At 38.9% G+C, this 24,678-nt stretch carries 25 protein-coding genes; all 25 read right to left on the bottom strand.

All coding sequences use genetic code 11. The features are described from left to right. Window positions 1-96: 96 nt before the first annotated feature. Window positions 97-765: a heme exporter protein CcmB gene (gene ccmB, locus MT390_RS04915; protein WP_166371898.1), complete on the bottom strand. Its 669-nt coding sequence runs from the start codon at window positions 763-765 to the stop codon at window positions 97-99. After that, window positions 758-1,396 carry a cytochrome c biogenesis heme-transporting ATPase CcmA gene (gene ccmA, locus MT390_RS04910; protein WP_499439911.1) on the bottom strand — a complete coding sequence of 213 codons (639 nt, stop codon included), beginning with the start codon at window positions 1,394-1,396 and terminating at the stop codon, window positions 758-760. The genes ccmB and ccmA overlap by 8 nt, the downstream gene beginning before the upstream one ends. A gap of 660 nt (window positions 1,397-2,056) precedes the next feature. After that, complete coding sequence (locus tag MT390_RS04905) at window positions 2,057-2,449, bottom strand: DUF2802 domain-containing protein (protein WP_166371900.1); 393 nt, start codon at window positions 2,447-2,449, stop codon at window positions 2,057-2,059. 20 nt (window positions 2,450-2,469) lie between these two features. After that, window positions 2,470-2,958: a chemotaxis protein CheW gene (locus tag MT390_RS04900; RefSeq protein WP_166371901.1), complete on the bottom strand. Its 489-nt coding sequence runs from the start codon at window positions 2,956-2,958 to the stop codon at window positions 2,470-2,472. Between the two features lie 69 nt (window positions 2,959-3,027). After that, complete coding sequence (locus tag MT390_RS04895) at window positions 3,028-3,696, bottom strand: chemotaxis protein CheW (protein ID WP_499439910.1); 669 nt, start codon at window positions 3,694-3,696, stop codon at window positions 3,028-3,030. A 24-nt stretch (window positions 3,697-3,720) separates the two neighbouring features. Continuing rightward, a complete protein-coding gene (locus MT390_RS04890; protein WP_166371903.1) occupies window positions 3,721-4,494 on the bottom strand; it encodes an AAA family ATPase in 774 nt (257 codons plus the stop codon). Window positions 4,495-4,496: 2 nt separating this feature from the next. After that, a complete protein-coding gene (locus MT390_RS04885; protein WP_499439908.1) occupies window positions 4,497-5,483 on the bottom strand; it encodes a flagellar motor protein MotB in 987 nt (328 codons plus the stop codon). Continuing rightward, window positions 5,483-6,235, bottom strand: coding sequence for a flagellar motor protein (locus MT390_RS04880; RefSeq protein ID WP_205963045.1), 753 nt, complete (start codon window positions 6,233-6,235; stop codon window positions 5,483-5,485). The genes MT390_RS04885 and MT390_RS04880 overlap by 1 nt, the downstream gene beginning before the upstream one ends. Next, window positions 6,228-7,418 carry a protein-glutamate methylesterase/protein-glutamine glutaminase gene (locus MT390_RS04875; protein WP_499439905.1) on the bottom strand — a complete coding sequence of 397 codons (1,191 nt, stop codon included), beginning with the start codon at window positions 7,416-7,418 and terminating at the stop codon, window positions 6,228-6,230. The genes MT390_RS04880 and MT390_RS04875 overlap by 8 nt, the downstream gene beginning before the upstream one ends. A gap of 10 nt (window positions 7,419-7,428) precedes the next feature. Next, on the bottom strand, window positions 7,429-9,741 hold the full coding sequence (locus MT390_RS04870; protein WP_166371906.1) for a chemotaxis protein CheA: 2,313 nt from the start codon (window positions 9,739-9,741) through the stop codon (window positions 7,429-7,431). 12 nt (window positions 9,742-9,753) lie between these two features. Then, window positions 9,754-10,500: a protein phosphatase CheZ gene (locus MT390_RS04865; protein ID WP_299660110.1), complete on the bottom strand. Its 747-nt coding sequence runs from the start codon at window positions 10,498-10,500 to the stop codon at window positions 9,754-9,756. 17 nt (window positions 10,501-10,517) lie between these two features. Further along, a complete protein-coding gene (cheY, locus tag MT390_RS04860) occupies window positions 10,518-10,889 on the bottom strand; it encodes a chemotaxis response regulator CheY (protein ID WP_499440072.1) in 372 nt (123 codons plus the stop codon). A 197-nt stretch (window positions 10,890-11,086) separates the two neighbouring features. After that, window positions 11,087-11,797: an RNA polymerase sigma factor FliA gene (locus MT390_RS04855; RefSeq protein WP_166371909.1), complete on the bottom strand. Its 711-nt coding sequence runs from the start codon at window positions 11,795-11,797 to the stop codon at window positions 11,087-11,089. After that, entirely contained in the window at window positions 11,798-12,670 is an 873-nt protein-coding gene (locus tag MT390_RS04850) for a MinD/ParA family protein (protein WP_166371962.1), read from the bottom strand. 61 nt (window positions 12,671-12,731) lie between these two features. Beyond that, on the bottom strand, window positions 12,732-14,189 hold the full coding sequence (gene flhF, locus MT390_RS04845) for a flagellar biosynthesis GTPase FlhF (protein ID WP_499439902.1): 1,458 nt from the start codon (window positions 14,187-14,189) through the stop codon (window positions 12,732-12,734). A 12-nt stretch (window positions 14,190-14,201) separates the two neighbouring features. Next, complete coding sequence (gene flhA, locus MT390_RS04840) at window positions 14,202-16,298, bottom strand: flagellar biosynthesis protein FlhA (RefSeq protein WP_166371963.1); 2,097 nt, start codon at window positions 16,296-16,298, stop codon at window positions 14,202-14,204. A gap of 301 nt (window positions 16,299-16,599) precedes the next feature. Beyond that, window positions 16,600-17,739 carry a flagellar biosynthesis protein FlhB gene (gene flhB / locus MT390_RS04835; RefSeq protein WP_028867414.1) on the bottom strand — a complete coding sequence of 380 codons (1,140 nt, stop codon included), beginning with the start codon at window positions 17,737-17,739 and terminating at the stop codon, window positions 16,600-16,602. A 114-nt stretch (window positions 17,740-17,853) separates the two neighbouring features. Continuing rightward, window positions 17,854-18,645, bottom strand: coding sequence for a flagellar biosynthetic protein FliR (gene fliR, locus MT390_RS04830; RefSeq protein WP_205963046.1), 792 nt, complete (start codon window positions 18,643-18,645; stop codon window positions 17,854-17,856). After that, window positions 18,645-18,914, bottom strand: coding sequence for a flagellar biosynthesis protein FliQ (gene fliQ / locus MT390_RS04825; RefSeq protein ID WP_028867412.1), 270 nt, complete (start codon window positions 18,912-18,914; stop codon window positions 18,645-18,647). The genes fliR and fliQ overlap by 1 nt, the downstream gene beginning before the upstream one ends. Window positions 18,915-18,922: 8 nt before the next feature. After that, window positions 18,923-19,609: a flagellar type III secretion system pore protein FliP gene (gene fliP / locus MT390_RS04820; RefSeq protein ID WP_499440070.1), complete on the bottom strand. Its 687-nt coding sequence runs from the start codon at window positions 19,607-19,609 to the stop codon at window positions 18,923-18,925. Between the two features lie 49 nt (window positions 19,610-19,658). Continuing rightward, entirely contained in the window at window positions 19,659-20,081 is a 423-nt protein-coding gene (gene fliO, locus MT390_RS04815) for a flagellar biosynthetic protein FliO (protein WP_166371912.1), read from the bottom strand. Further along, a complete protein-coding gene (gene fliN, locus MT390_RS04810; protein WP_166371913.1) occupies window positions 20,078-20,470 on the bottom strand; it encodes a flagellar motor switch protein FliN in 393 nt (130 codons plus the stop codon). The genes fliO and fliN overlap by 4 nt, the downstream gene beginning before the upstream one ends. A gap of 85 nt (window positions 20,471-20,555) precedes the next feature. After that, a complete protein-coding gene (fliM, locus tag MT390_RS04805; protein ID WP_499439900.1) occupies window positions 20,556-21,587 on the bottom strand; it encodes a flagellar motor switch protein FliM in 1,032 nt (343 codons plus the stop codon). 16 nt (window positions 21,588-21,603) lie between these two features. Continuing rightward, on the bottom strand, window positions 21,604-22,113 hold the full coding sequence (fliL, locus tag MT390_RS04800; RefSeq protein WP_499439899.1) for a flagellar basal body-associated protein FliL: 510 nt from the start codon (window positions 22,111-22,113) through the stop codon (window positions 21,604-21,606). Window positions 22,114-22,231: 118 nt separating this feature from the next. After that, on the bottom strand, window positions 22,232-24,643 hold the full coding sequence (locus MT390_RS04795) for a flagellar hook-length control protein FliK (protein ID WP_499439897.1): 2,412 nt from the start codon (window positions 24,641-24,643) through the stop codon (window positions 22,232-22,234). Window positions 24,644-24,678 lie beyond the last annotated feature (35 nt).

Genomic DNA, 24,678 nt, shown 5'->3' with positions numbered 1-24,678 from the left:
CATTAATAAAAAAGTTTAAATAATACCTGATATTGACTTATCAGTATTGATCATTAACAAACACAACAGTCTATACGCTGACATTTAGCAAATAGATTAACTAACACTGACCCTTAATGAAGCTGCAATAGCAAAAGGCGCTAAGGTAATTGCGCCAACTAACATGGCACCTAATAACGCCAATAAACCGATATACGATTGTCCAAACGTTGCAGCATCAATCGCCATCGTTGAAAAAATCAAAATAGGAATACTCAAAGGCAGCATAATCAAACTTAGCAATACACCTCCTTTACGTAAGCCAATTGTTAACGCAACACCAATTGAGCCCAGTAAACTCAAAATTGGCGTCCCAATCAACAGAGTCAAAAATAATGCCCAGAAAGTACTTTCTTGTAGTGACAAAAACACTGCCAATAAAGGAGAAACTAATAATATCGGCAATCCTGTTAGTAGCCAGTGCGCAAACACTTTAGCACTGACTAACCAGGTTAAAGGTTGTGGTGCTAGCATCATTTGCTCTAGTGAACCGTCGATGAAATCATCTTTAAATAAACGCTCAAAAGATAACAACGCAGCTAGCAAGGCGGCAACCCAGATAATCCCCGGTGCAATACGAGCTAATAAAGCCGGATCGGTACCAATCCCTAATGGGAATAAAGTCACGACAATAACAAAAAACCAAATCGGATTTAAAATATCACTTTGTTGGCGGAAAGCGCCTAATAATTCTTTACGTACAATTTGCAAAAAAGCATTAAACATATTGCTCTCCTGCCGCTGGCTTTTGTAAGGTTAATTTTTTGTATAATTGTGGTGGCAATAATAAATCTTGATGAGTGGTTAATATTACCATGCCACCCTTTTCAGCATGTTTGATTAATAATTTTTCAATCACTTGTACGCCATTTTTATCGATGGCTGTAAACGGTTCATCTAAAATCCATAACGGGCAATCACTAAACCACATTCTAGCTAATGCCACACGACGTTGCTGACCCGCTGATAATTGTGCCGTTGGTACATTCTCGTATCCCGCCAAACCTACTAAAGCCAAAATATCCCATGCATCAAACTCAACCTTTGGATTAAATAATTGATGAAAATAATGCAGGTTTTCAAGTGCGGTTAATTCAGGTTTAACACCGGACTTATGGCCAAGATAAAGCATATTTTGATAATAAGCATCGCGATCTAACGCAATACTTTGATGTTGCCAGTGCACTTCACCTTCATAGGGGGTTGATAACCCAACCAGTAAACGGAATAAGCTGGTTTTCCCCACACCATTAGGTCCCTCGACCTGTAAGATTTCGCCGGGAGCTAGGGTAAAATTTAGATTATTGAACAAAACTCGCTCTTCACGCACACAAGTTAAGTTTTTACACTGAAGCATTCAGGCTTACCCTTATATCAATCGTAATAATTAAGTGTTCTACTTTAGTAGACTAAAGCACTTATTTTTCTTGTATCGGCTTTTCTAAATCGCTTTTATTATATAGAAAGCATTCATATCACTAAGGAATGATGAGCTAAAGAGTATGACCAAAAAGTTATACTTTAAAAAGAACAATCGTCATAATATGCCATTTAATGTCATATTAAAATGTTAGCGGATCCTAACATAGAAAAAGCAGACGGGTAACTATCTGAGATCAGGTAATACAGGAAAAAATGGGGGAGATAAGATTAACAGTCAATTATGTTAAAAATGGAAAGTATTCGCCTCTTTTTTAGTTCTCTATGTAAGGTAATGATATGTAGGTTAATGATATGCGGGTTAATGAATTGATAGATGGCAGTATAGGAATGTGTCAGTGTTAATTGAACAATAAGGCTTAATAACGTTACTTTTCAACTTATGCTCACTCTCATAGTATTAATCTAAACTAAGCCATAACAGGCAGCACTGCATTTTAAAATTCATTTAGACACTGTGCCTGTGCTTTTATTATGTCTGCTTTTTTATTATTGCTAGTAGTGATTATGCAGTTAAAAATATGCCGCTGAACTTATTTAGCTCAATTTATTTGGACCAAGCTATTTTTGAATCAAGCTATTTACGGTGTAGATTAACTAGCAACTCTGCTTCAGCACGAGGTAATTCACAATCAGTCATTAACTCTTCAACACTTGCACCAAGCTCAACCATTTTCATGGCACGTGTATAAAGTCTATTTTCTGGCGCAGAAGCCACTAAGTTAACTTGGTTTTCCTGGGTTTTTCTCACCACTACATCTAACTGTTGCAGCTTCTTACCCATTCCTACGGCACCAGAGTGAATCTCTATAAATTGTTTTTTATTAGCCTCTTGCTGTGCAAGTAAAGACTTCACTAATACTTCTAAAGAGTGTGCTTTTTTACTCATTTTTTTAAATAAAAATAGCATAGTAATAAAAAAAATAATGGCTAACAAAAGTGCTAGCCAAGGAATATATTGTAAAAACATGTGTTACTCGATACAGGTCATTAAAGTAGGTTTAATTCGTCCCACTCATCATCACTGAGTAATTTGTTTAAATCAACTAAAATTAACAAGCCATTGTCTCGGTTACAGACACCTTGAATAAATTGAGAGCTTTCTTCAGTACCTACATGAGGAGCTGGTTCCATCTCTGATTTTTTCAAATATACGACTTCAGCAACACTATCTACTAAAATACCAATCACTTGTTTTTCAGCTTCAATGATAACAATACGGCTATTATCAGTGATCTCAGCAGGCATTAAGCCAAAGCGAGAGCGAGTATCAATTACAGTAACTACATTACCGCGCAGGTTGATAATCCCTACCACATAATCAGGTGCACCCGGTACTGCTGCGATTTCGCTGTAACGCAAAATCTCTTGCACTTGCATTACATTGATACCGTATGTTTCATTGTCTAAAAGAAACGTTACGCGTTGAAAAATTTCATCTTCTGATGTTTTATCAGACAGTTTAGATTCTATATTCATTTTGCCTCTGCTTAAATGTTGTAAATTTTAATTTAGCTTAGTAGCAAATATTTAAATTTCCATGCTAACCTAGCCTCGAATGTCCATTCCTTGATTCAATAGCTTAATTAATTCTTGTACGTGGATCAAAGCGCACATTTTATTCTTAACCATCCCCGCTAACCAAGGGCGAGATCCTTTTTTGTCGCGCCACCTAACCTGATCTTTGCTGAGATTTTCTGTGCCTAACAATTTCTCACAGGATAATCCCCACGCTGTACTACCCAATAAAATATAATGACTATACTTAAGATCCTTGGCGCTGCAACCAAGCTGCAACCATAATGATGTATCGACGATATTATAGAGTTTATTATTATGTTTTGTGACGCCAGAAAACCAAGCTGGTTTGCCCATCAAAAAATTAAGTTCTTTATCAAGGTGATAGATACCACCTAAATCAGTCAAAGGTACTGCAAACGTAACATGATTAAGCTCAAAAAATAACACTTGAAACTCATTCTCTACGTCAATATTTTTCCATTCTTCGGTGGTTGCTGATTGTTTTTGTATTTCGGCTTCTTCTGATACTTGTAAATGCAATTGCGCTTTAGTGCTTGAATTTGAAAACACTAATTCTTCAGGCAATGTTGGTAACTCTGCAAATTCAGTCGAGGCCTTTTTTTCTGGTTTATCTGATTTTTCTGACGCCGGCGTTGTTTTTTCATTATGAAGCATAGAATCAAAATAGTTTTTCATAGCCTCGTCATTGTTGTTTTTCATTTAGTTATGCTCAGTTTGTAGCAAGTAATTTAATAAAGTTTCATAGGCAAAAGACCCGCGACAGCTTTTTATAAAATGTGAAATAGGTAAATGCGCTAAACTTGCATCCCTAAATTTAGTATCAATGGGAATAACACCATTCCAGACCTTGCCTTGATAGGTCTTTTTTAATTCATCTAAAGTTTTGATTGAAGCACTGGTGCGCCTGTCAAACATAGTAGGGATTATGCAATAATTAAAATCTTTGCCTCTCGACTGCTGCATGATGCCTAAGGTTTGTACCATACGTTGTAGGCCCTTCGATGCTAAGAACTCAGTTTGTACAGGGATCAAAATCCGTTCACACGCGGCTAATGCATTAACCATCATCACACCTAATACCGGCGGGCAATCAATAAGCACAAAATCGTAATCATCTTCGACTAATTTAAGCTGCTTATAAAGAAATAACCCCATACCTTGTTGGTTTCCCAATACCCGATCCAAGGTGGCTAATGACATTGATGCAGGAATTAATGATAAATTATCAATTTCAGTGGGCAGTATTAGTTTTTCTAATTCCGCCTTGGTAGTAGCAGGATCTTGAAAAAGGTCATATAAACTCACCGGCAATTGGTCTGAATCATATTGTAAATAACTGGTTAATGAAGCATGCGGGTCAGTATCAATCAATAAAACACGAAAACCACGATCCACTAAGATCCCAGCAAGGGATGCGACGGTTGTGGTTTTTCCGACCCCACCTTTTTGATTTGCAATCGTCCAAACTTTCACCGTTATTCTTGCCTTGTGGTAATAATTAGTCGTCCATTAGGAAGGTAAACCTCACGCATTTCTTCACTATCTGGTTTAGGTGTGCGTAATATTTTTTGTTGTTCTTTATCCGTTGATTTCATATTGTCTTTGCCAAAGGAGTTATCTGTATATAATGCAAATTTTGAGATCGCAATAACCACTCGACGACTGTTTAATGGGTCTACTTTTCCGTTACTATCAGTAAACGGCTGGAATTTTCCATAACCTTCAATGACCATTCTTTCTCCAACGATACCACGCTCATTAAAAGCATGTAACACACTGATCGCCCGTAATGCCGATAACTCCCAGTTTGACTGGTATAGTTCGTTGGAAACGTTAGTTAAATCAGTATAACCACGTAATCGAATCATATTGGTAGCTGGCGCTAAAACAGCAGCAATGCGTTCAATTTTCTGCTCAGCGGTATTTAAAATGGTATGACTTTCAGCTGCAAATAATAACGGACCTTTCATTTCAATGGTCAGCCAATCGCCGTTTAAATCAAGGCTTAAATCGCCCGCTTCTAACTCTGTCTCTAATTCCGCTTGTAATGATAACTGCAGTTCACTTAAAGCATTACCAGTATAATAACCTTGTGGCGTTGATAACTGCTCGGCAGGTATTTGTTGTGTAGAAAGTTGCTCAATGGGTAAATCGCTAACATAACCCTGAGCATAATTATCACCGTCACTGATTAATGCAGGGCCGGTATTATCTTTAATATCGTTACTATTTTTAGTTAATATGCCTGTCGCATTAGAGCCGCTATTGGTGGGTTGAACAAACTTACTGGCACTTTGAATTACACTAATAATTTCTTGGTATTTTTCTTCTTTATTCAGTGAGACCGCATACAGCACCACAAATAAAGCAAACATTAAGGTCATATAGTCTGCGTAAGAGACGGTCCAACGATGAATATGGTTGTTTTGCTTTTGGTGTAATCGAGGTCTGCGTCTAGACATTAGTAAGCTGCTCTAGCGATATACCCATGTAATCGACGCTCTAATAACAGGCTGTTTTCACCATCGGCAATCGCAATTAATCCCACCATCGACATCTCTTGAAATAATGCTCGATGTTGATAGTTTAAACGGATTTTATTAGCAATAGGTAGGAATATAAAATTAGCAAAGGCAACCCCGTAGATAGTTGCAACAAAAGCAACTGCGATGCCTTGTCCCAATAACTCAGGCTGATCTAGAAATGCCATTGCTTGAATCAAGCCTAGTACGGCACCAATAATACCTATGGTTGGACTGTAACCCCCCATTGCATCAAAAACCTGTGCACTTCGCTCGTGCTGATCCATTTCCAATTCAATTTCTTGTTGTAAAACGTCTTGTAATGCAGCCCTATCACAGCCATCCACCAACATAGCAATGCCAATCTGAGTAAAACTATCGTTCTGTTCCAGGCTTTCTTTTTCGAGGCTTAAAAACCCTTCCTGCCGAGAGAGCACGGACCAACGTTTGAGTTTTTGTATTTGCTCATCTAGGGAGTAATTAGGAGGTGTAAATAAGGTGAATAACTGTGTACTAGCATCTTTTAATTGCTTTGAAGATGATTGAATTAAAATAGTACCAACAGTACCACCAAACACAATTAAAAAAGCAGCGAGATCAAATAACCCACTCAACGGCGCATTATGATAAAGCTGTGCAAATAGCACACTAGATACGATGACAATAAAGCCAACAATACCCATTCTATTCATGTTTTAATTCCACTAAAATTCGTTTTGCCACTTGCTCCAATGCAATTGACTCGGTGGCTATGCCCGCTTTGGTAACTGCTTGTGGCATACCATAGACAACACAACTTGCTTCGTCTTGAGCCCAAATTTCAGCACCTTTATCTTTTAATAAACGTGCACCATCTCGCCCATCTGCGCCCATACCGGTCAACACAATAGCCAGTACTTTATCTGCGTATGATTTTGATAAAGAAGCAAAAGTAATATCAACACTGGGTTTATAGTTAAGCGCCGCGCTACCATCTAATATTTTTATTTGTCCGTTTGGACCAACCATCATTTGTTTACCGCCTGGAGCTAAATAAGCACAGCCAGCTCTTAATATGTCACCATTTTCAGCTTCTTTCACAGCAATCCGACAGTTACTATTTAAACGATCTGCAAATGCTTTTGTAAATGTACCCGGCATATGCTGTATTAACACAATCGGTAATTTAAAATCACTAGGTAATGCGGTTAATATTCTTTGTAATGCAACAGGACCACCCGTTGAGGTACCAATCGCTAACACCTTGTATGACTTACCCGATGCTTTAGTGCGCATAGGTTTTGTTGCCGCAACTGGCGCGCTTGACGGATTTGAATTTAACGCGCTTTTGGCAGAAATCTGCTGACGCTCATTGGCTCTTTGTAATGCTGTTAACGCAGCGCCTGGAGCAACAGATTTTCTAGCACTAGGATTATTGACACTATGAGAAGTCGAGGTATGTACGGATTCAGCAGTTTTCTCTGTGACCCGATAAACCCTTCTTCTGGCTATCGTTTGAATACGTTGTTGTAATAGAGTGATGGCTTCTTCTTTATCTCTGGCAATATCTTCAAATTTTTTCGGTAGAAAATCACAAGCACCCGCTTCTAATGCATCCAGCGTTGCACTTGCGCCTTGGTGTGTTAACGATGAAAACATCAAAATAGGCACCGGTGTCGATGCCATAATTTTTTGCACTGCCGTGATGCCGTTCATCACTGGCATTTCAATATCCATGGTAACAACATCAGGTTTATGTTTAATCACCATATCAATGGCTTCTTGGCCATTATTCGCTGTCGCAATCACTTCTAATGCAGGAGATGCATTAATAATTTCACTAACTCGTCGACGGAAAAAACTAGAATCATCAACTACTAACACTTTAATCGTCATTAATTTTCCTTTACGCGTAGTGTTTTAGTAAACTTGGCAAGTCTAAGATTAAGGCTATTCCACCATCACTTGTAATAGTTGCACCTGCCATACCTGGCGTTCCTGACAATAATTTATCCAAGGCTTTGATAACCACCTCTTCTTGGCCTAACAACCCGTCCACTACAAAAGCCACCAATTGAGTACCAAGCTGCACAATAACTACATGGCCTAAACCTTTACCTTTTTCCGCACGCGGTGCTTTAGGCGCTAACCAATCACGTAAATAAAATAAAGGAATAGCACGGTCTCGAATAACTATAGTTAGTTGACCATTCACAACATTGGTTTTAGCTAAATCGAGATGAAATATTTCATTAACATTCGTTAATGGTAAAGCAAATGTTTGCTTTGCAATCACTATCATCAAAGTAGGTAAAATAGCTAACGTGAGCGGTACTTTAATTTCTAAACGTGTACCCTTACCAATCGCAGAATCAATAGAAATTGTTCCGTTCAAACGACTGATACTGGTTTTAACTACGTCCATGCCTACACCACGGCCTGAAATATCTGAGATTTCAGCTTTTGTTGAAAAGCCCGGTGCAAAAATCAAAGAGTACGCTTCTTTATCGGTCATGCGATCTGCACCATCTTGATCTAAGATGCCTTTATTGATCGCTATCTGTTTTAATCTTTCAGCATCCATTCCTGCGCCATCGTCTTCGATAACTAATAGTATATGATCGCCTTCTTGGGCCGCTGATAATAAAATTCGTCCCTGTGTTTCTTTGCCTGACTGCATTCGAATATCTGGCATTTCAATACCGTGGTCTACGGAGTTACGCACTAAATGCACTAGGGGATCGGCCAAAGCCTCTACTAAATTTTTATCAAGATCTGTTTCTTCACCCACTAATTCTAAATGAATATTTTTGCCTAACTGACGAGCAAGATCTCGTACCACGCGAGGAAACTTACCAAAGACCTTCTTGATAGGTTGCATACGTGTCTTCATCACCGAACCTTGTAAATCACCAGTAACTATCGCTAAATTAGCAATCGCGCGTGACATCTCTTCATTGTCAGATGTTGACTCTAAACTCACCAATCGGTTGCGTACTAATACTAGCTCGCCGACCATGTTCATGATTTCATCTAGCGTACTCGTATCCACGCGCACTGTAGGCTCTGCTTGCGCTACTTTATTAGCCGGCGCTTTTGCAGCGGCAGCTTTATCTTTAACTACAGCCGGTTTTACAGCTTCACTTTTTACTGGCTCTGATTTAGCAGCAGGCGCTGGCTGTATAGCTTTTACGTCGGGTTTGACTACAGACTGTATTGCTTCAGCCGGTTTTGACTCTGTTTCTACACTTTTTGCTGAAGTATTTTTTACTGATGCATTTTTTGCTGAGCCATGTAGCTCATCAAGTAATGATTCAAACTCGTCATCAGTGATCGCATCTGAAGTATCACTATCAATGGCAGGGATACCACTATGCGCACCTTTACCATGTAATTCATCGAGTAAATTTTCGAATTCATCATCACTAATTTCATCGCTATCCTCAACAATAGCCGAAGGTGCTGTTGCAGATAACGAATGTTTACCTACACCATGCAACTCATCTAACAATGATTCGAATTCGTCATCACTAATATCTGAATCGTCGGCAGCATCTTGTTTAGAAGCGTCATTATCTGTATTCGGTTTTGCATGTAATTCATCTAATAAACTTTCGAATTCATCTTCCGTAATATCTGCATTTTCTTTTTTGGCGGGTTGAGCTTCTACATTAGAGCCTGATTGTGCATGTAATTCATCGAGTAGCGCATCAAACTCAAATTCATCAATATCACTAATATTATCTGACGTTGCAAGAATGGGCTCTATGATCGCTTCTGGTGAAGTAACGACGGTTTCAACAACTACTTGTTCGACTTCAGTCGCAGCGGCAGGTTTACTTAATCGATGCAGTGCATCTAAAAGTGATGCCGAAGCTTTTTCCATTTTTTCGCCATTTTGCACGGCAGAAAATTGATCATTAATTATATCTAATGCGCCTAGGATTGTATCCATCAATTCAGAATCAACTTGACGATTCCCTTGACGTAAACCATCAAAAACATTCTCTGCGCCGTGACAAGTCTCAACTAACTCTGTCAGCGAAAGAAAGCCTGCACCACCCTTTACAGTGTGGAAACCACGGAAAATAGCATTTAACAGTTCGGTATCATTGGGGTTATTTTCTAATTCAACGAGCTGTTCAGATAACAACTCTAAAATTTCCCCAGCTTCAACTAAAAAGTCTTGCAAGATCTCTTCATCTACTTCAAATGTCATTTCCCGGTCCCTTTAAAATCCTAAACTTGAAAGTAAATCATCAACTTCATCTTGTCCATTAACAACGTCTGAACGCGTTTCAGCATTCATAATAGGACCTTCAGCCTCTATATTGTTGTATTGTGTTTTTGCACAATTAGCTAATTCGCTTTCTTTACTACAAACGGTCAATATGACAATCAATTTAGACTCAACTTCCTGTACTAAATCAATCACTCTATTAATCATTTGCCCAGTTAAATCCTGAAACTCTTGAGCCATTAAAATCTCAGTTAATTTATTGCGTAAATCAACGGCACTGATTTTAGAATGAGCAAAGATTTCATCCAGTGAATGACATAGTGTCTTAAAGTCACCTAATTCTAAGTTGCGTGTCATTAACCCTTGCCAACTTGGTGTAATGGCCTCTAAATCGTTAATTAGTTTATCGGCAATAGGTAAGCAGTAGTCTACGGCATCCATGGTAGTGTTCGCCGCTTTATCAGTCATTTCAATAACATAATTTAGGCGGTTTTGAGCATCGGGTAAATCTTGCCCTGCTAAATCAACTAAACGCGTGTCATTATTAAAACAGAGTAATGCTTCATGCAAATCGCGGGTGAGCTCGCCAATTTGTTCAAATATAATCTGATCGGATGTAACTGAAAAATCAATACTCTCAACAATCTTATTAGCTTCAGTGATTTGCTCTGCTTCTAAGTATGCTACAAGCGCCTTAGCTTGAGAGAGAGATATGTGTGGCATAATTGTATTCGCCATACTGTAACCCCCTAAAGTTAACCTAAACGCTCAAATACTTTATCTAATTTCTCTTTCAACGTACCAGCCGTAAATGGTTTAACAATATAACCATTTACACCAGCTTGAGCAGCTTCAATAATTTGCTCTCGTTTTGCTTCAGCGGTTACCATTAAAACAGGAAGGTGTTTTAACTGGGGGTCTTTACGGATCTTTTTTAAAAGATCAATACCTTGCATTATTGGCATGTTCCAGTCAGTGACCACAAAATCAAAATTACCACTTTTTAACATAGGCAGAGCTGTATGGCCGTCATCGGCTTCATAGGTATTTGTAAAACCCAAATCTCTTAACAAGTTTTTAATTATTCTTCTCATTGTTGAAAAATCGTCAACAATCAAGATTTTCATATCTTTTTTCAAAACATTCCCCTAAGTCAAAAATCTACTTATTGTTATTTAAAGCTACTTAATGTTACTTAAATCTACCTATTATTATTAACTACAATAAAAGTAGATAAAAATTGGAAAAAAACATTATATTTCTACATTATTTTTTAGCTTGGTACTTGCAGTGTGAGCAACTCCTTGGAATTACTCCTTATTGGCTATATTCTATCAGGATTAACTTTAGATTTCAGTCGATGTACGGCTTGGCTAAGAATTTGGCTAACACGTGATTCACTGACTTCAAGAATTAAGCCTATTTCTTTTAAATTCAATTCTTCATCATAATAAAGCGATAACACTAATGCTTCTCGTTGTGGAAGTTGTTCAATCATTTGCGCTAATTGATGAGTAAATTGATTATCTGCAACAGCATCAAAAGTACTATCAAAAGAAGAACTTGGCTGTGCAAACATATCATCTGGATTGGCTAAATCTTCATAGGCAACCAATCTTGCACAATTAACATCCTGTAACATTTGCTGATATTCAGGTAATGGTATTTGCAGATAATTAGCAACATCGATCTCTTTGGCGTCTTCCCCAGTTTGTTTTTCAACAGCATCGATAGCACTGGCTATAGTTCTACTGTTTTTATGTACTGAACGAGGAACCCAATCACCTTTACGCATTTCATCTAACATCGCACCACGAATACGGATACCCGCAAACGTTTCAAAACTTGCGCCTTTAGTGGCATCAAAATTACGCGCAGCTTCTAATAGTCCGATCATGCCGGATTGTACTAAATCATCGACCAGTACACTCGCAGGCAACCTAGCCATCAAATGATAAGCAATTTTTTGCACCAGTTCTGAATGACGCCCAATCAGCTCTGATGTGTCGGTTTGGTATCCCTGCGCTTTAATCACTTATAATAGCTCTTTCAGAGTATCGTCTTTATCATTAAGCAAGAGTTTTTCAATGAAAAACTCTAAATGGCCGCCGGGTTGATGTGGAATAGGCCAATCACAAGCTCGATTCGCTAACGCTTTAAAAGCAAGAGAAGCGGGTGTTTTTGGAAAGGCATCAACCACAGTTTTTTGTTTTCTTACCGCTTGACGCACATTGCCATCAAATGGAATACAAGCCACTAACTCTAATGATGCATCTAAGAATCGATCCGTTACACGTGTTAATTTTGTAAATAGATCCTGCCCTTCACGTAAGCTTCTGACCATGTTTGCCACGATTTTAAAGCGATAAACACCATTTTGCTTACTTAGTATTTTAATTAGCGCGTAGGCATCGGTTATCGAAGTCGGCTCATCGCATACCACCATCAACACATCTTGAGCAGCTTGAGCAAAACTCACTACCATATTGGAAATACCTGCCGCGGTATCAATTAATAAAATATCGATCGGAGTTTGCAATGAACTAAAAGCCTGAATCAATCCGGCATGCTCAACATCCGTTAATTCAACCATGGATTGAGTACCAGAGGTTGCCGGAATGATCATCACTCCTTCTGGGCCTTTTACAATCACTTCATCTAAAGTACACTCACCGGACAACACATGTGATAAATTTTTAAGAACACGGATCCCTAATAAAACATCCACATTAGCAAGTCCTAAATCGGCATCGAGCACCATCACACGCTTACCCATTTTAGCAAGTGACACAGCCATATTCAGTGTCACGTTAGTTTTACCCACACCGCCTTTACCGCCAGTGACAGCAATCACTTTAACCTGCTGATTTCTCATTCGTCTTAAACCGCTTGCTTGATCTGCCATCATCATTGTTACTCATCATTTTAAAATTAGTTAAATCAATATAGTACACAACACAATCATTGAATTAATCTTCAGTGCTGCTGTACCATTGATGTTTGTCTTGTTGTTGTTGTGTTTCCATCATGGATAAGGTTCCGCTAATTAAATTTTCTACTTTAGCAATTTCAATATCTTCAGGAACACGCTGTCCAGTGGTGATATAACTAATCGGCAATGCATGCTTCATGGTTACACTTAACACTTCTCCTAGACCAATACTTTCATCTATTTTAGTTAGAATACAGCCCGATAACGGGATACGCTTAAAGTGTTGTAATGCTTCTTCTACCACTCTACGTTGCGCAGTGGAAGGCACCACTAAATAACTTTTAATATTAACACGGCTACTACTCATCAAAGTTTCTAACTGCTCAGAAAGACGCACATCTCGCTGTCCCATACCTGCAGTGTCGATCAACACTAATCGTTTTTCTCTAAACTGGTATAAAATTTGTGACAACTCATCGGCATCTTTTGCTACGCGTACTGCACAGCCCATTATTTTACCGTAGGTTGCCAGTTGTTCATGTGCGCCAATTCGATAGGTATCTGTTGTTATTAATGCAACTTGTTCAGGACCGTACTTAATAGCAAATTGTGCAGCTAATTTTGCAATGGTTGTGGTTTTACCGACTCCCGTTGGCCCTAACAGCGCAATAGCACCGCCTTGCACTAATATTTCATTTTGACCGATGGATATTTTATCTTGCAATAATGCTTGAATGTAGTGCTGTACTTCGCTTGAAGAGGCATCTTCAGGAACATAACTGGCTAAATGATCTGCGATTTCATCGGAAAAGCCAGCGCTGTTTAACCACTTAATAATCATCGCGCGAACAGGCTCTTTACGTTCAATTTCTTGCCACATTAATCCTGATACTTGATGTTCAAGCAGTTTACGCAATGAAGCAACTTCTTCACTAATTTTAGCAATTTCTTTATTGTCACTCGCACGATTGGTAGGCGCTGAACTTCTTGTTAAAGGCGCACTCGTTTCTTGTCGATTATTCCAATTTTGCTGCTCCGCTAGCGTAGCAGGTTGTGATGACGATGAATAAGAGGTAGACCTTCTTTCTTCTTGTTCTTGAAAAGAAAAAGCAGGCAAGTCATCACGTTTTTTAGGCTGTGGTTTCTTATTTTGTTGCGCATTAACCTTACCAAAAAACGAGTTTAATGATTTAGCAAAGTCATCTCCGCTTTCTTTACGATTACTACGAATACTATTTGGTAATTTTATTTTTGGTACTTTTTCTGCACTTTTAGAAGACAGTTGCACGCTATCTTCTTTTAATTGCGACAGTGCATCGCCTTTATCTGCTTTTGCATCAGCCGAGGTTTGTGATTGATAATCAACGGCGGCCACAATTTCAATGCCACCCACTACTTTTTTATTAGACATGATCACAGCATCTGGCCCTAAAACTTCTTTGACCTCAACCATAGCCGTACGCATATCTTTTGCAAAAAATCGTTTAATTTTCATTGATTACAACCATTATTGCCCAATTGAGCTTATTATTTTAATCTGTTTATCATCGGGAATTTCTTGATAAGACAGTATGTGTAGACTCGGTATTGTATTTTTAACAAATCGAGCTAAGGTGCCGCGTAATACCCCTGATGTTAATAAAACCGCAGGTTGACCTATCAATTCTTGTTGCTGCGACGCTTCAATTAATGAGTTTTGAATACGCTCTGCCAACCCAGGCTCAATACCTGCACCATCCGATCCACCAGCCTGTATAGACTTATGCAATATTTGCTCCAACTCTGAAGACAGCGTAATCACTGGGATTTCAGGCTCATTACCGATAATTTCTTGTACAATCATGCGTTTTAATGAAATTCGACACGCTGCCGTCAAAACTTCGGCATCTTGGCTACGCGGCCCGTAATCTACTAACGTTTGTACAATAGAACGAATATCCCTAATCGCAACGTTCTCGTTTAATAAACTCTGTAATACTTTAACAACAGTACTTAAAGACAATACCTCAGGTACTAATCCTTCCACTAACTTCGGCTGCTTCTTAGCCAGCATATCTAATAAATTTTGTGCTTCTTCATGCCCTAATAACTGTGCGGCATGGTTACTTAATATTTGACTAAGATGTGTTGCCACAACGGTTGCAGTATCAACAACGGTGTAACCTAATGCTTGTGCTTGTTCACGCTGCACTTCATCAATCCATACTGCTTCTAGTCCAAACGCGGGATCAACACCTGTTATTCCATCAATCGGCCCAAACACTTGCCCTGGATTAATGGCCATATCTTTATCATGATATATATCTGCTTGACCACAACTGACACCCATCAAAGAAATATTATAATTGTTAGGCGATAAATCTAAATTATCTCGAATATGCACAGGTGGAATTAAAAAACCCATTTGTTGCGATAGTTTTTTACGCACCCCTTTAATGCGATCTAATAACTGCCCACCCTGTGATTTATCAACCAGCGGAATAAGGCGATAGCCGACTTCTAAACCAATGGTATCAACACTGCGTACGTCATCCCAACCTAGCTCTTTTACTTCAGCAGGTTTATCACTGATTGGCCCACCATTTTCTTGTATCGCGAGAGCCGTTTCCTGTTTCACTTTCAAACGTTGTAATTGCCAATATGCACCGCCTGCCGCAATTGCACCTAGAGTTAAAAAAGCAAGGTGTGGCATACCAGGCACAATGCCCATCACTAACAATATGCCAGCAGTAATAGTTAATGCTTTAGGGTCATCAAACATCTGCCCCAGCATTCGATTACCCATATCCGCTTCAGTATTTTCACGGGTAACGGTGATCGCAGCGGCAATCGATAATAACAATGACGGTATTTGTGCAACAAGCCCATCACCAATCGTTAATAACGTATAAATTTCAGCAGCTTGAGCCAAAGGTAGATCATATTGCACCATACCAATAATAAAGCCACCAATGATATTGATAAATAAGATCATGATACCAGCGATGGCATCACCTTTTACAAACTTACTGGCACCATCCATAGAACCATAAAAGTCAGCTTCCATAGTAACTTCTTCACGGCGGGTTCGAGCTTGCTCTTGATTGATTAATCCGGCATTCAAATCTGCATCAATGGCCATTTGTTTACCCGGCATTGCATCCAAGGTAAAACGAGCACTTACTTCTGAGATACGTCCCGCACCTTTGGTAATTACTACAAAGTTAATGATCATTAAGATGATAAAAACAATTAGACCAACGGCTAAGTTACCGCCAATCACCACCGAACCAAAGGCTTCGATCACGTTACCAGCGGCATTACCACCCTCATGGCCTTCTAACAATACCACTCGCGTAGAAGCAACGTTTAACGCCAAGCGCAGTAAGGTTGCAATTAGCAGTACAGTTGGGAAAGCAGCAAAATCCAGTGGCCGCTTGGTGTAAATGGATACTAATAAAACCACTAACGCGAGGGCAATATTAAAAGTGAATAGGATATCCAGCAGTAAAGTAGGCATTGGTAAAATAACCATGCCTAGTGCAGCTAACACTAAAATTGGAGTACCTAAACCGCCGAAGAAAATTGCGCGTTTGGCCCATAGAGATGAAAAAACAGTGTTGATAGCGTCACCTAAAAAAATGAATGTGTTAGCGAGTGTTAATATGTCTTATATTCAGTCTACTTTAACAAACTCAAGTAGCAGATATTAGCTTTACGAATTTAACTCGTGAGCATAGACATAAATAATAGCTAAAAAATAGGAACTTGCCTGAATATTTTTTAGCATAAGCCGCAATTTATGCTTATTAATCAAACATATTAACTATTTTATGCTTATATTTTAGTGATAACGCAGCAACAATACCAGTTTAGATAAATAACAGGTAAAAATATTCTTTTATTGTTAACCCTACATCGAATTTTTAATTGGGATAAATAAAGTCATCGGGCACAGGAATATCCGTCGGTAAAGCTTTAGGGCGGCCAGATCTGCCTTTTCTGAATTGCTCGAGCTGATAGATATAAGCCAATATTTTAGCAATCGCAATAAACAACTCTTCTGGCACATCTTTACCGATATCAGTGGTATGGTAAACGGCGCGGCATAATTGTGGAGATTGCATAACAGGCACTTCATTTTCTCGTGCAACTTCGCGGATTTTAAGCGCCATAAAATCGACACCTTTAGCAACAACATAGGGAGGTCTATCGCCATCTTTATCGTACTTCAAGGCCACTGAATAATGAGTCGGATTGGTGACTATAACATCCGCATCGGGCACATCTCCCATCATGGTACGTTGTGACATCTCATACTGTAATTGACGAATACGCTGCTTAACCTCTGGTTTACCTTCCGAATTACGGTACTCGTCTTTTACTTCCTGTTTGGTCATTTTTAACTCATCGCTGTGTTTGTGAATTTGATAGGGCACATCCACTGCAACAATAATTAATAACGACAAACACAATATAAGAAACATCCACCTCAGCATGTCCAGGGCTTCAAAAGCACTACCCGGAAGTTGGCTCACCGACAAATGTAAAATGTTTTCAAAGGTCGCACCTAAAATAGCCCAAGCGACACCAATCACCACGGCTACTTTTAGAATGGACTTCAATAATTCAACCCAAGCTTGTAAACCTAACATACGCTTTAGGCCTGCTTTTGGACTCATACGGCTAAACTTAGGCATCATTGCTTTAGTACTAAAAATCATGCCGCCTAACAAAGCACTGCCTAAAATTGAAATAATAAATAGCATTAATAAAATAACAAACATCGGCACGCCTAAACCGCTAAAGCCATCAACAAGTGCATGCCACATCTGTTCGGGATCAAATATATCTGCGCGCTCAAAAGTGAATGAACGCTTCATCATTATCGACAACTCGTAGGCTAATCGATCTCCAAAAATAAACACCGATAATGCTGCAGCAATTAACACCGACGCAGTCGCTAATTCTTTGGATCGGGCTACTTGTCCCTTTTCTTTGGACTTTCGTATTTTGTCGGGGGTGGCTTCCTCGGACTTATCCGTACCGTTTTCATTTTCAGCCATCAATTACTCCTTTAGCAAACCGTGAGTAGAGGTAACCTCTAATAATGCAGATAGCACTATAGGTAGTAGTGAAGATCGCACTGCAAACAGAGCTACAAATAATAGTGTAGCTCATTACGGTTTAGTACAGGGATTATCAAGTATTTCACACATAGTGATGACCCCTTTTGACCATTGGTTTTCAAAATGCAATGGCACATTTAATAAGGTTATCCACAATACAAATAAACCAAACACCATGCTGATTGAGAAGCCTAAGCTGAAAATATTTAATTGCGGTGCTGCTTTGGTCATAATACCAAAGGATAAATTAACCAATAACATCGCAACCATCGATGCAATTGAGAAGGCCAGTGCAGCATGGAACATAGTCGAGAACCATTCAGCTATTTTATAGTAGTCTGCTGCTAACAAGCCATTTTCAGAAATAGGTAAGGTTTCAAAGCTTCTAATAATCATCTCTATCATTAACAGGTGCCCATCTATTCCTAAGAATAGTAAAGTCACCAACAACACATAAAATTGACCAACAACCGGCGATGTCTGTCCACTCATAGGGTCAGCCATAGAAGCAAAACCTAAGCTAGTTTGCATTGCAATAATTTGCCCTGCAACCACAAAAGTTTGCACCACAAAAACAGAGATTGTGCCCATTGCGATGCCAATTAAGAGTTGTTGTAACACGACAATAAAGCTGGTCATGGAGAAGAGTTCAATGTAGTTGGGCGCAGGAGGGAGAGAAGGTAAGGCTAATAAAGTAATGCTAAGCGCATAAAAAAGGCGGATCCGTGTCGGCGTTGTGTTAGAGCCAACAGCTACCATCACCATTAGCATGGCAGCGATACGGCAAAATGCCCATAAATAACTGGCGATAAAATCAAGAATGATATCCGCCGAAAAAACCATTATCCCACCACTTCCGGAATTTGATTAATCATGGCGATAAAAAACTCCATTAACTTACCAAACCCCCAATGTGCACCATAGGCTAAGGCAACTAAGGTCATAATTAAACGCGGTAAAAAACTCAAGGTTTGTTCATTAATTGATGTTGCCGCTTGAAACACAGCAACCACCAAACCCACTAATAAACTTGGCACGATAACCGCAGATACGAGGATCAAAACCAGCCATAATGCTTGTCTAAATATGTTTACAAAAACTTCCGGTTCCATAAGTCTCCTTACAACCCGAAACTATTAGCTAAACTACCCATCACTAGATTCCAGCCATCTACTAAAACAAATAGCATTAGTTTAAAGGGTAATGAAATAATCATCGGTGATAACATCATCATCCCCATGGCCATTAAGATACTAGCAACCACCAAGTCAATAATTAAAAAAGGAATAAATAACATAAAGCCGATTTGGAAAGCGGTTTTTAATTCACTGGTGACAAAAGCCGGGATCAGCACAGTGATCGGAACTTCCTCAGGGCTATCAACTTCTACATTAGCAATTTCCAAAAATGTTTCTAAATCCTTCAGCCGCGTTTGTGACAACATAAATTGCATCATAGGCTTTTTCCCTTGTTCAAGGGCTTGCACTATTGTCATCTCTTCATTTAAGTAAGGTTGTATTGCATTTTCATTCACACGGTCAAAAACAGGCGCCATAATGAAAAAAGTCATGAATAAAGCGATACCATTAACCACTTGATTCGAAGGGGTTTGTTGTAAACCAAGCGCTTGACGAAGAATCGACATCACAATCACAATACGAGTGAAAGAGGTCATTAAAATCAACATTGCAGGCAAGAAGCTAAGCGCAGTCATAAACGCAAGTACTTGCAAGGTTACACTGTATTCTTGGTCACCCGCAGCACTCGTTGTGACTGTGACTGCCGACAATGCACCTGGCTCTGCCATTACCTGTGGAGCAAACAAAAATAGACCTGAGCATAATAATATCAGCAGTTTATTCATTATTCTTTTTTCCTGCTTTAGATAATACACTGGCAAAAGCTGTCGCAAATGATGGCACGCTTTGCGTTTCAGCCTGTTGCTCGACACTCGGTGTATCTATTTGATCTAATAAATTAATTGATTGCTCACTTACTCCTAATAAATACTGCTTACCGTAGACTTCAACAATTTGCACACGGCTTTTATTAGTTAGCGGTTGAGTTGCAATGATTTTAATTGGGTTTTTACTGCCACCTTGGCGAATAAAATTGCTTTTTTTCATTAAATAAGCAAACAAAAAAATACAAGCAAGCACTAGTATTAACGAGCCAAGCATAGTGCCGATCGCTAATTCTGGACGTTTACTAGTCTCTTCTAAAGCAACAACAGGCAAGCTAATTACTGTTAACAAAACTGTTTGAATTAACTGCTTCATTTTAGTTTTTTGATACGTTCAGTTTGACTAATGACATCGGTTAAGCGGATACCAAACTTGTCATTAACAACAACAACTTCACCGTGTGCTATCAAAGTACCATTAACTAATACATCTAGTGGTTCACCAGCAACACGCTCTAATTCAACTACTGAACCTTGGTTAAGCTGTAATAGGTTACGGATATTAATTTTACTTCGGCCTACTTCCATTGAAATAGTCACAGGAATATCTAAGATGCTATCTAAACGAGCCAATTCTTCTTTACTCATTGGCGCAGCAGTATCTTTCAACTCGTCCAAATCAATATTTGTAGCGCCTGAATCTGCATCTCCAGACTCTTCTAATGCCGCAGCCCATTCATCTGCCATATCTTGTTCTGTGCTCATGCTTTATATCCTATCGATTAATTACTTAGCTTTACTTATTTTTACTTAATTATATTTAAGTTTATTTAGCTTAACTGTATTTAAGTTAACTGGGCTTAGGTTTTTTCTCTTTTAAGTCTTGCAATTGAATTTGTGTTTTTTGTACTTCAGGACGCGCAATTTTTTGAGTTATTTTTAATGCATAATTATCATTACGTTGCCCTAATGTTGCCCTATAAGTCGGTAAACCTTCCACCGACACTAATAAACTTTCGGGTAGATCCACGGGAATAATATCGCCTGCTTTCCAGTGCATCATATCTCGTAATGGAACTTGCTTCTCTACTAAGCGAGCTCCTAAATCAACTTCAACATCCATAATTTCATCTTGAAGTGCCTGAGACCAACGCTGGTCAGTATCTTCTTTATCACTTTGCACACCCGCATCTAATAATTCACGGATTGGCTCTAACATCGAATAAGGCATCGCAATATGAAAATCACCACCGCCGCCATCCAATTCGATATGAAAAGAGTTAACCACAATCACTTCTGTGGGGCTGACAATATTTGCCATTGCAGGGTTTACTTCTGAATCTAAATATTCAAACTCAGCATCCATCACTGGTAACCACGCTTCATGGTAATCTTCAAAAATTATTTTTAATAACATTTGAATAATACGTCGCTCTGTTGGCGTAAATTCACGCCCTTCAATCTTTGCATGATAACGCCCATCACCACCAAAAAAGTTTTCAACTAAAATAAAAACTAATCGCGCCTCCATGGTGATCAACCCAGTTCCCTTTAAAGGTCTAAAGCGCACCATATTAAGGCTAGTAGGAACAAATAGGGTGTGAACATATTCTCCAAATTTAAGCATTTGCACACCATTGATTGAAACCTCAGCGGTATGGCGTAACATATTAAATAAACTGATCCTTAGATGACGAGCGAAACGCTCATTAACCAATTCCAAGGTTGGCATTCGACCACGAACAATACGGTCTTGTGAAGAAAAGTCGAAATGGGCATGAGAGTTGCTTTCATCCATCGCATCATTTTCAATCACTTCCTCATCAACGTCATCCACACCATGCAATAGTGCATCAATTTCGTCTTGAGATAATAAATCCATGCTTAGCCCTTATCTATTACTGTAAAACAAAACCGGTAAATAGTACCGTATGGATAAGTGCACTTTGCTCAACCATAGTGGTTGCGGCATTTAATTCTTCAAGCGCTTTTTGGCGTAATTCACTTTTGCCTGCAGGGCTACGTAATTGTTCAATCGTTGCTGAACCAAAAACACTCACTAATGTACTTTCTAATAATGGAATGTGTTTACGAATAATGGCTTCACTGCTTTTAGTGTTAACCATTAATTGCACTTTAATTTGCACTGTGCGATCGCGCTTACCTTCTAATACATTGAACACAAAAGGCCGTGGCATTGGCACGTAGTTAGCCCCTTTTTCTGTGGTTTCAGTCGTTGCTTCAGCCGCTGTTTCATCGCTTGCTGCATCATCCCCAGAGAGCATAAAAAAAGCACCACCACCAGCGGCAAGTAAAACCACAACAGCAACAATGATGATAATTAATTTTTTCTTACTCTTAGGTGCTGCATTTTCACCGTCTATTGATGCATCATTTCCTTCAGCCATTGCCTGTCATTCCTCTCGATGTATTTATTCTCAATTTTTCAAGAATACGTGTTTTGTGCAAAAATAATAAGTTGATTTTAATGGTTCTTTCTCAGTAAGCCAGTAACTATTGCTTTGTTTAAGCATAAAAATCAATTCCTTGATCTGTAGACGCTACTTTTGACGGCATCCATACCGCTGTTTGCTCTTCTTCGACCATTCCGTTGTTATGAGTCTGCCTACCTGACATGGCATTCATACCGTTATTTTGTTGTTGCTGACCTTGTTGTTGAGATTGTTGCTGAACGTTTGCTTCACCCAATTGAATTCCTTGCTGTGCAAGTTGTTCTCTTAACCGTGGCATATTTTGTTCAATAATATCTTTACTTAAGCCAGCTTGAGTTTGAATATTCAATTGTAATTGATCTTGTTGAATATTAACTTTAATAAACATTGAACCTAACTCAGCAGGGTCTAAACGAATTTGAACCTCTTGCTTACCTTGAGAGATCATCATCATCACTCGTTCGCCCATCATTGCCGCGGCATGTTTTGATTGAATGTCTAAAGGTTGTTGTAATAGATTGTTCGTTGCTTGTTGCTGTTGATTACCCGCCATTAACTTATCTAATTGCGCTAAACTAGTTTGATTCGGCCTAGCGCCGTTAACATCTGTAACAGCTTGTGCTGCAGCGGTGCTTTCATGCCTAATAGGAGATCCTGCACTATCATCTTGTTCTGACTTTTTAAGTGTCTGCAATGCCGCCTCGATACTCGCAGGATCAGTTTCGCTCTCTGGAGTTGTGCCTGAAACATTTGCGGCAATCGGCTGAGATTGGTTGCTTGCCGCCATCGGTTTTAATGAACTGCTTTGATCATTTTTTTCATTATTGCTGCCATCGCCTCCAGTATTTAAGGCTGAGTTACTAGTATTTGCAGCTTTAGTAGTAATTTTTTGTTGTTCGATATTGTTGTCTATAGATTCTTTATTAATCGTTGAATTGACAGCAGTATTTGTTGTCGCATTTACATTAACAACATCTACTGGAATGTCTTCTGTGAGCTGTGCATTTGTAGAATTAATGGTCTCTATAGTAACAGGCTCTTGTTCATCAACACTTTGCTCTAGACTATCAGCAACCTTTAAGGCTTGGCTGTTATTAGCCGCAGTTAATGGTTCAACAACATTTTCAGCCCCTATAGTTTCAAGCATTGAGGTTGCAGGTGTAGTTATTGATTTGTTTTGCTGTGTATTATCCTTAGTCAAAGCTGAGATAATAGGATCAACCTTTTCTGTCTGCAATTCATTACTATCCGTACTATTTGCTGATAGGGAATTTGCAGGCAGAGGGTTTGCACTTAACGTATTGTCCGAAAGGCTAGAGCCTTCGGTACTCGCTAATTGACTAGCAATATTTACTTCAGCAGTCGTACTCTTTGTCCCATTACTCGTTACAACATTATTATTTACGACATTGCTGCCATTGTTAGAATTGCTAATGTTTAGTTCATTATTACCTTGTGCTCCAGTAACAACTTGTTCGCCTGCCACGAAATCTGCTGTGTTTACACCTGCATTATTAATCATGTTTTGTTGCGGAGTATTTTGGGCTGTCATTACATTAGCAGCCAAAGCGGCTACTTCTGCGATATCCTCACTAGTAAGCATATCACTCGCATCGGTAGATTCTATTTTTGGATTGATATCGGTAGTATTTAACGTTGCTTCACTTCCATCGAGATACATTAGTTGATTATTAATGTCGAATTCAGCGGCACTTTCTCCAGTGACTTCATTATTACTGACATTAACCTTTGTATTGACTTGCTGCGCAGACTGAATAGCCAATAACAGTTGTTGATTTTGTGTATTGTTAATTTCCTGATCAGCATCCGTTTGGGCATCGGAATCACCAGAAGCCGTCATTTGTTCGCTATTATTTTGCTGTCCAGTCAACGCAGAATAATTGATATTTGCAGAATTCGCTAAACTAGGTTGTTGTAAACTTGCAGCATCCATTGAAGGTGACAATATTTTTTGCCCTAGCTCCTGTTGTATTTCGCTAGTTGTTACTTTTATCGCATCCCCTGCATTGTTTTTTTGCAACAAACCAAGCATCTGTTTTGTTTCAGCAGTATTAGAAGTAATATTACTGTCAATAGCGACAGACTTTTTAGTCGTCACGTTAGTCTTAATGTCTCCACTAGGTGCTTTATTGTGGTTTGCTGAATCGCTAATAGCGCTATTTTTAACCTTTACGTCTGTAGACTCAGAAACCCCGTTGAGGCTATTCATTTCTGATTTATTAGCCGCCTTCTGAATCGCATTGTTTTGATCTTTAGTATTTATTTTGTTATTTGCTTTAGTATCTGTTGCTACATTATCTTGTTTGATATTTTCTTTTAATACTTTAGAAAAACTATTTTGTTCTTCCGTAAGCTTAGATTTTGAAGAATTATTCGCAGCCGAATCTATTTTATCGCTCTCTTTATGCGCCTTCAGATCATTGTTTTTTGCGCTTACAGCGCCATTTAATAAGGATTGCATCATAAAAGTATTCTCTATTTCACTTACGGTGGATTTTA

The sequence above is a fragment of the Vibrio sp. 2-Bac 85 genome, assembly GCF_037546705.1.
Lineage (GTDB): Bacteria > Pseudomonadota > Gammaproteobacteria > Enterobacterales > Psychromonadaceae > Psychromonas.
This window is presented reverse-complemented; position numbering and strand designations above follow the sequence as displayed.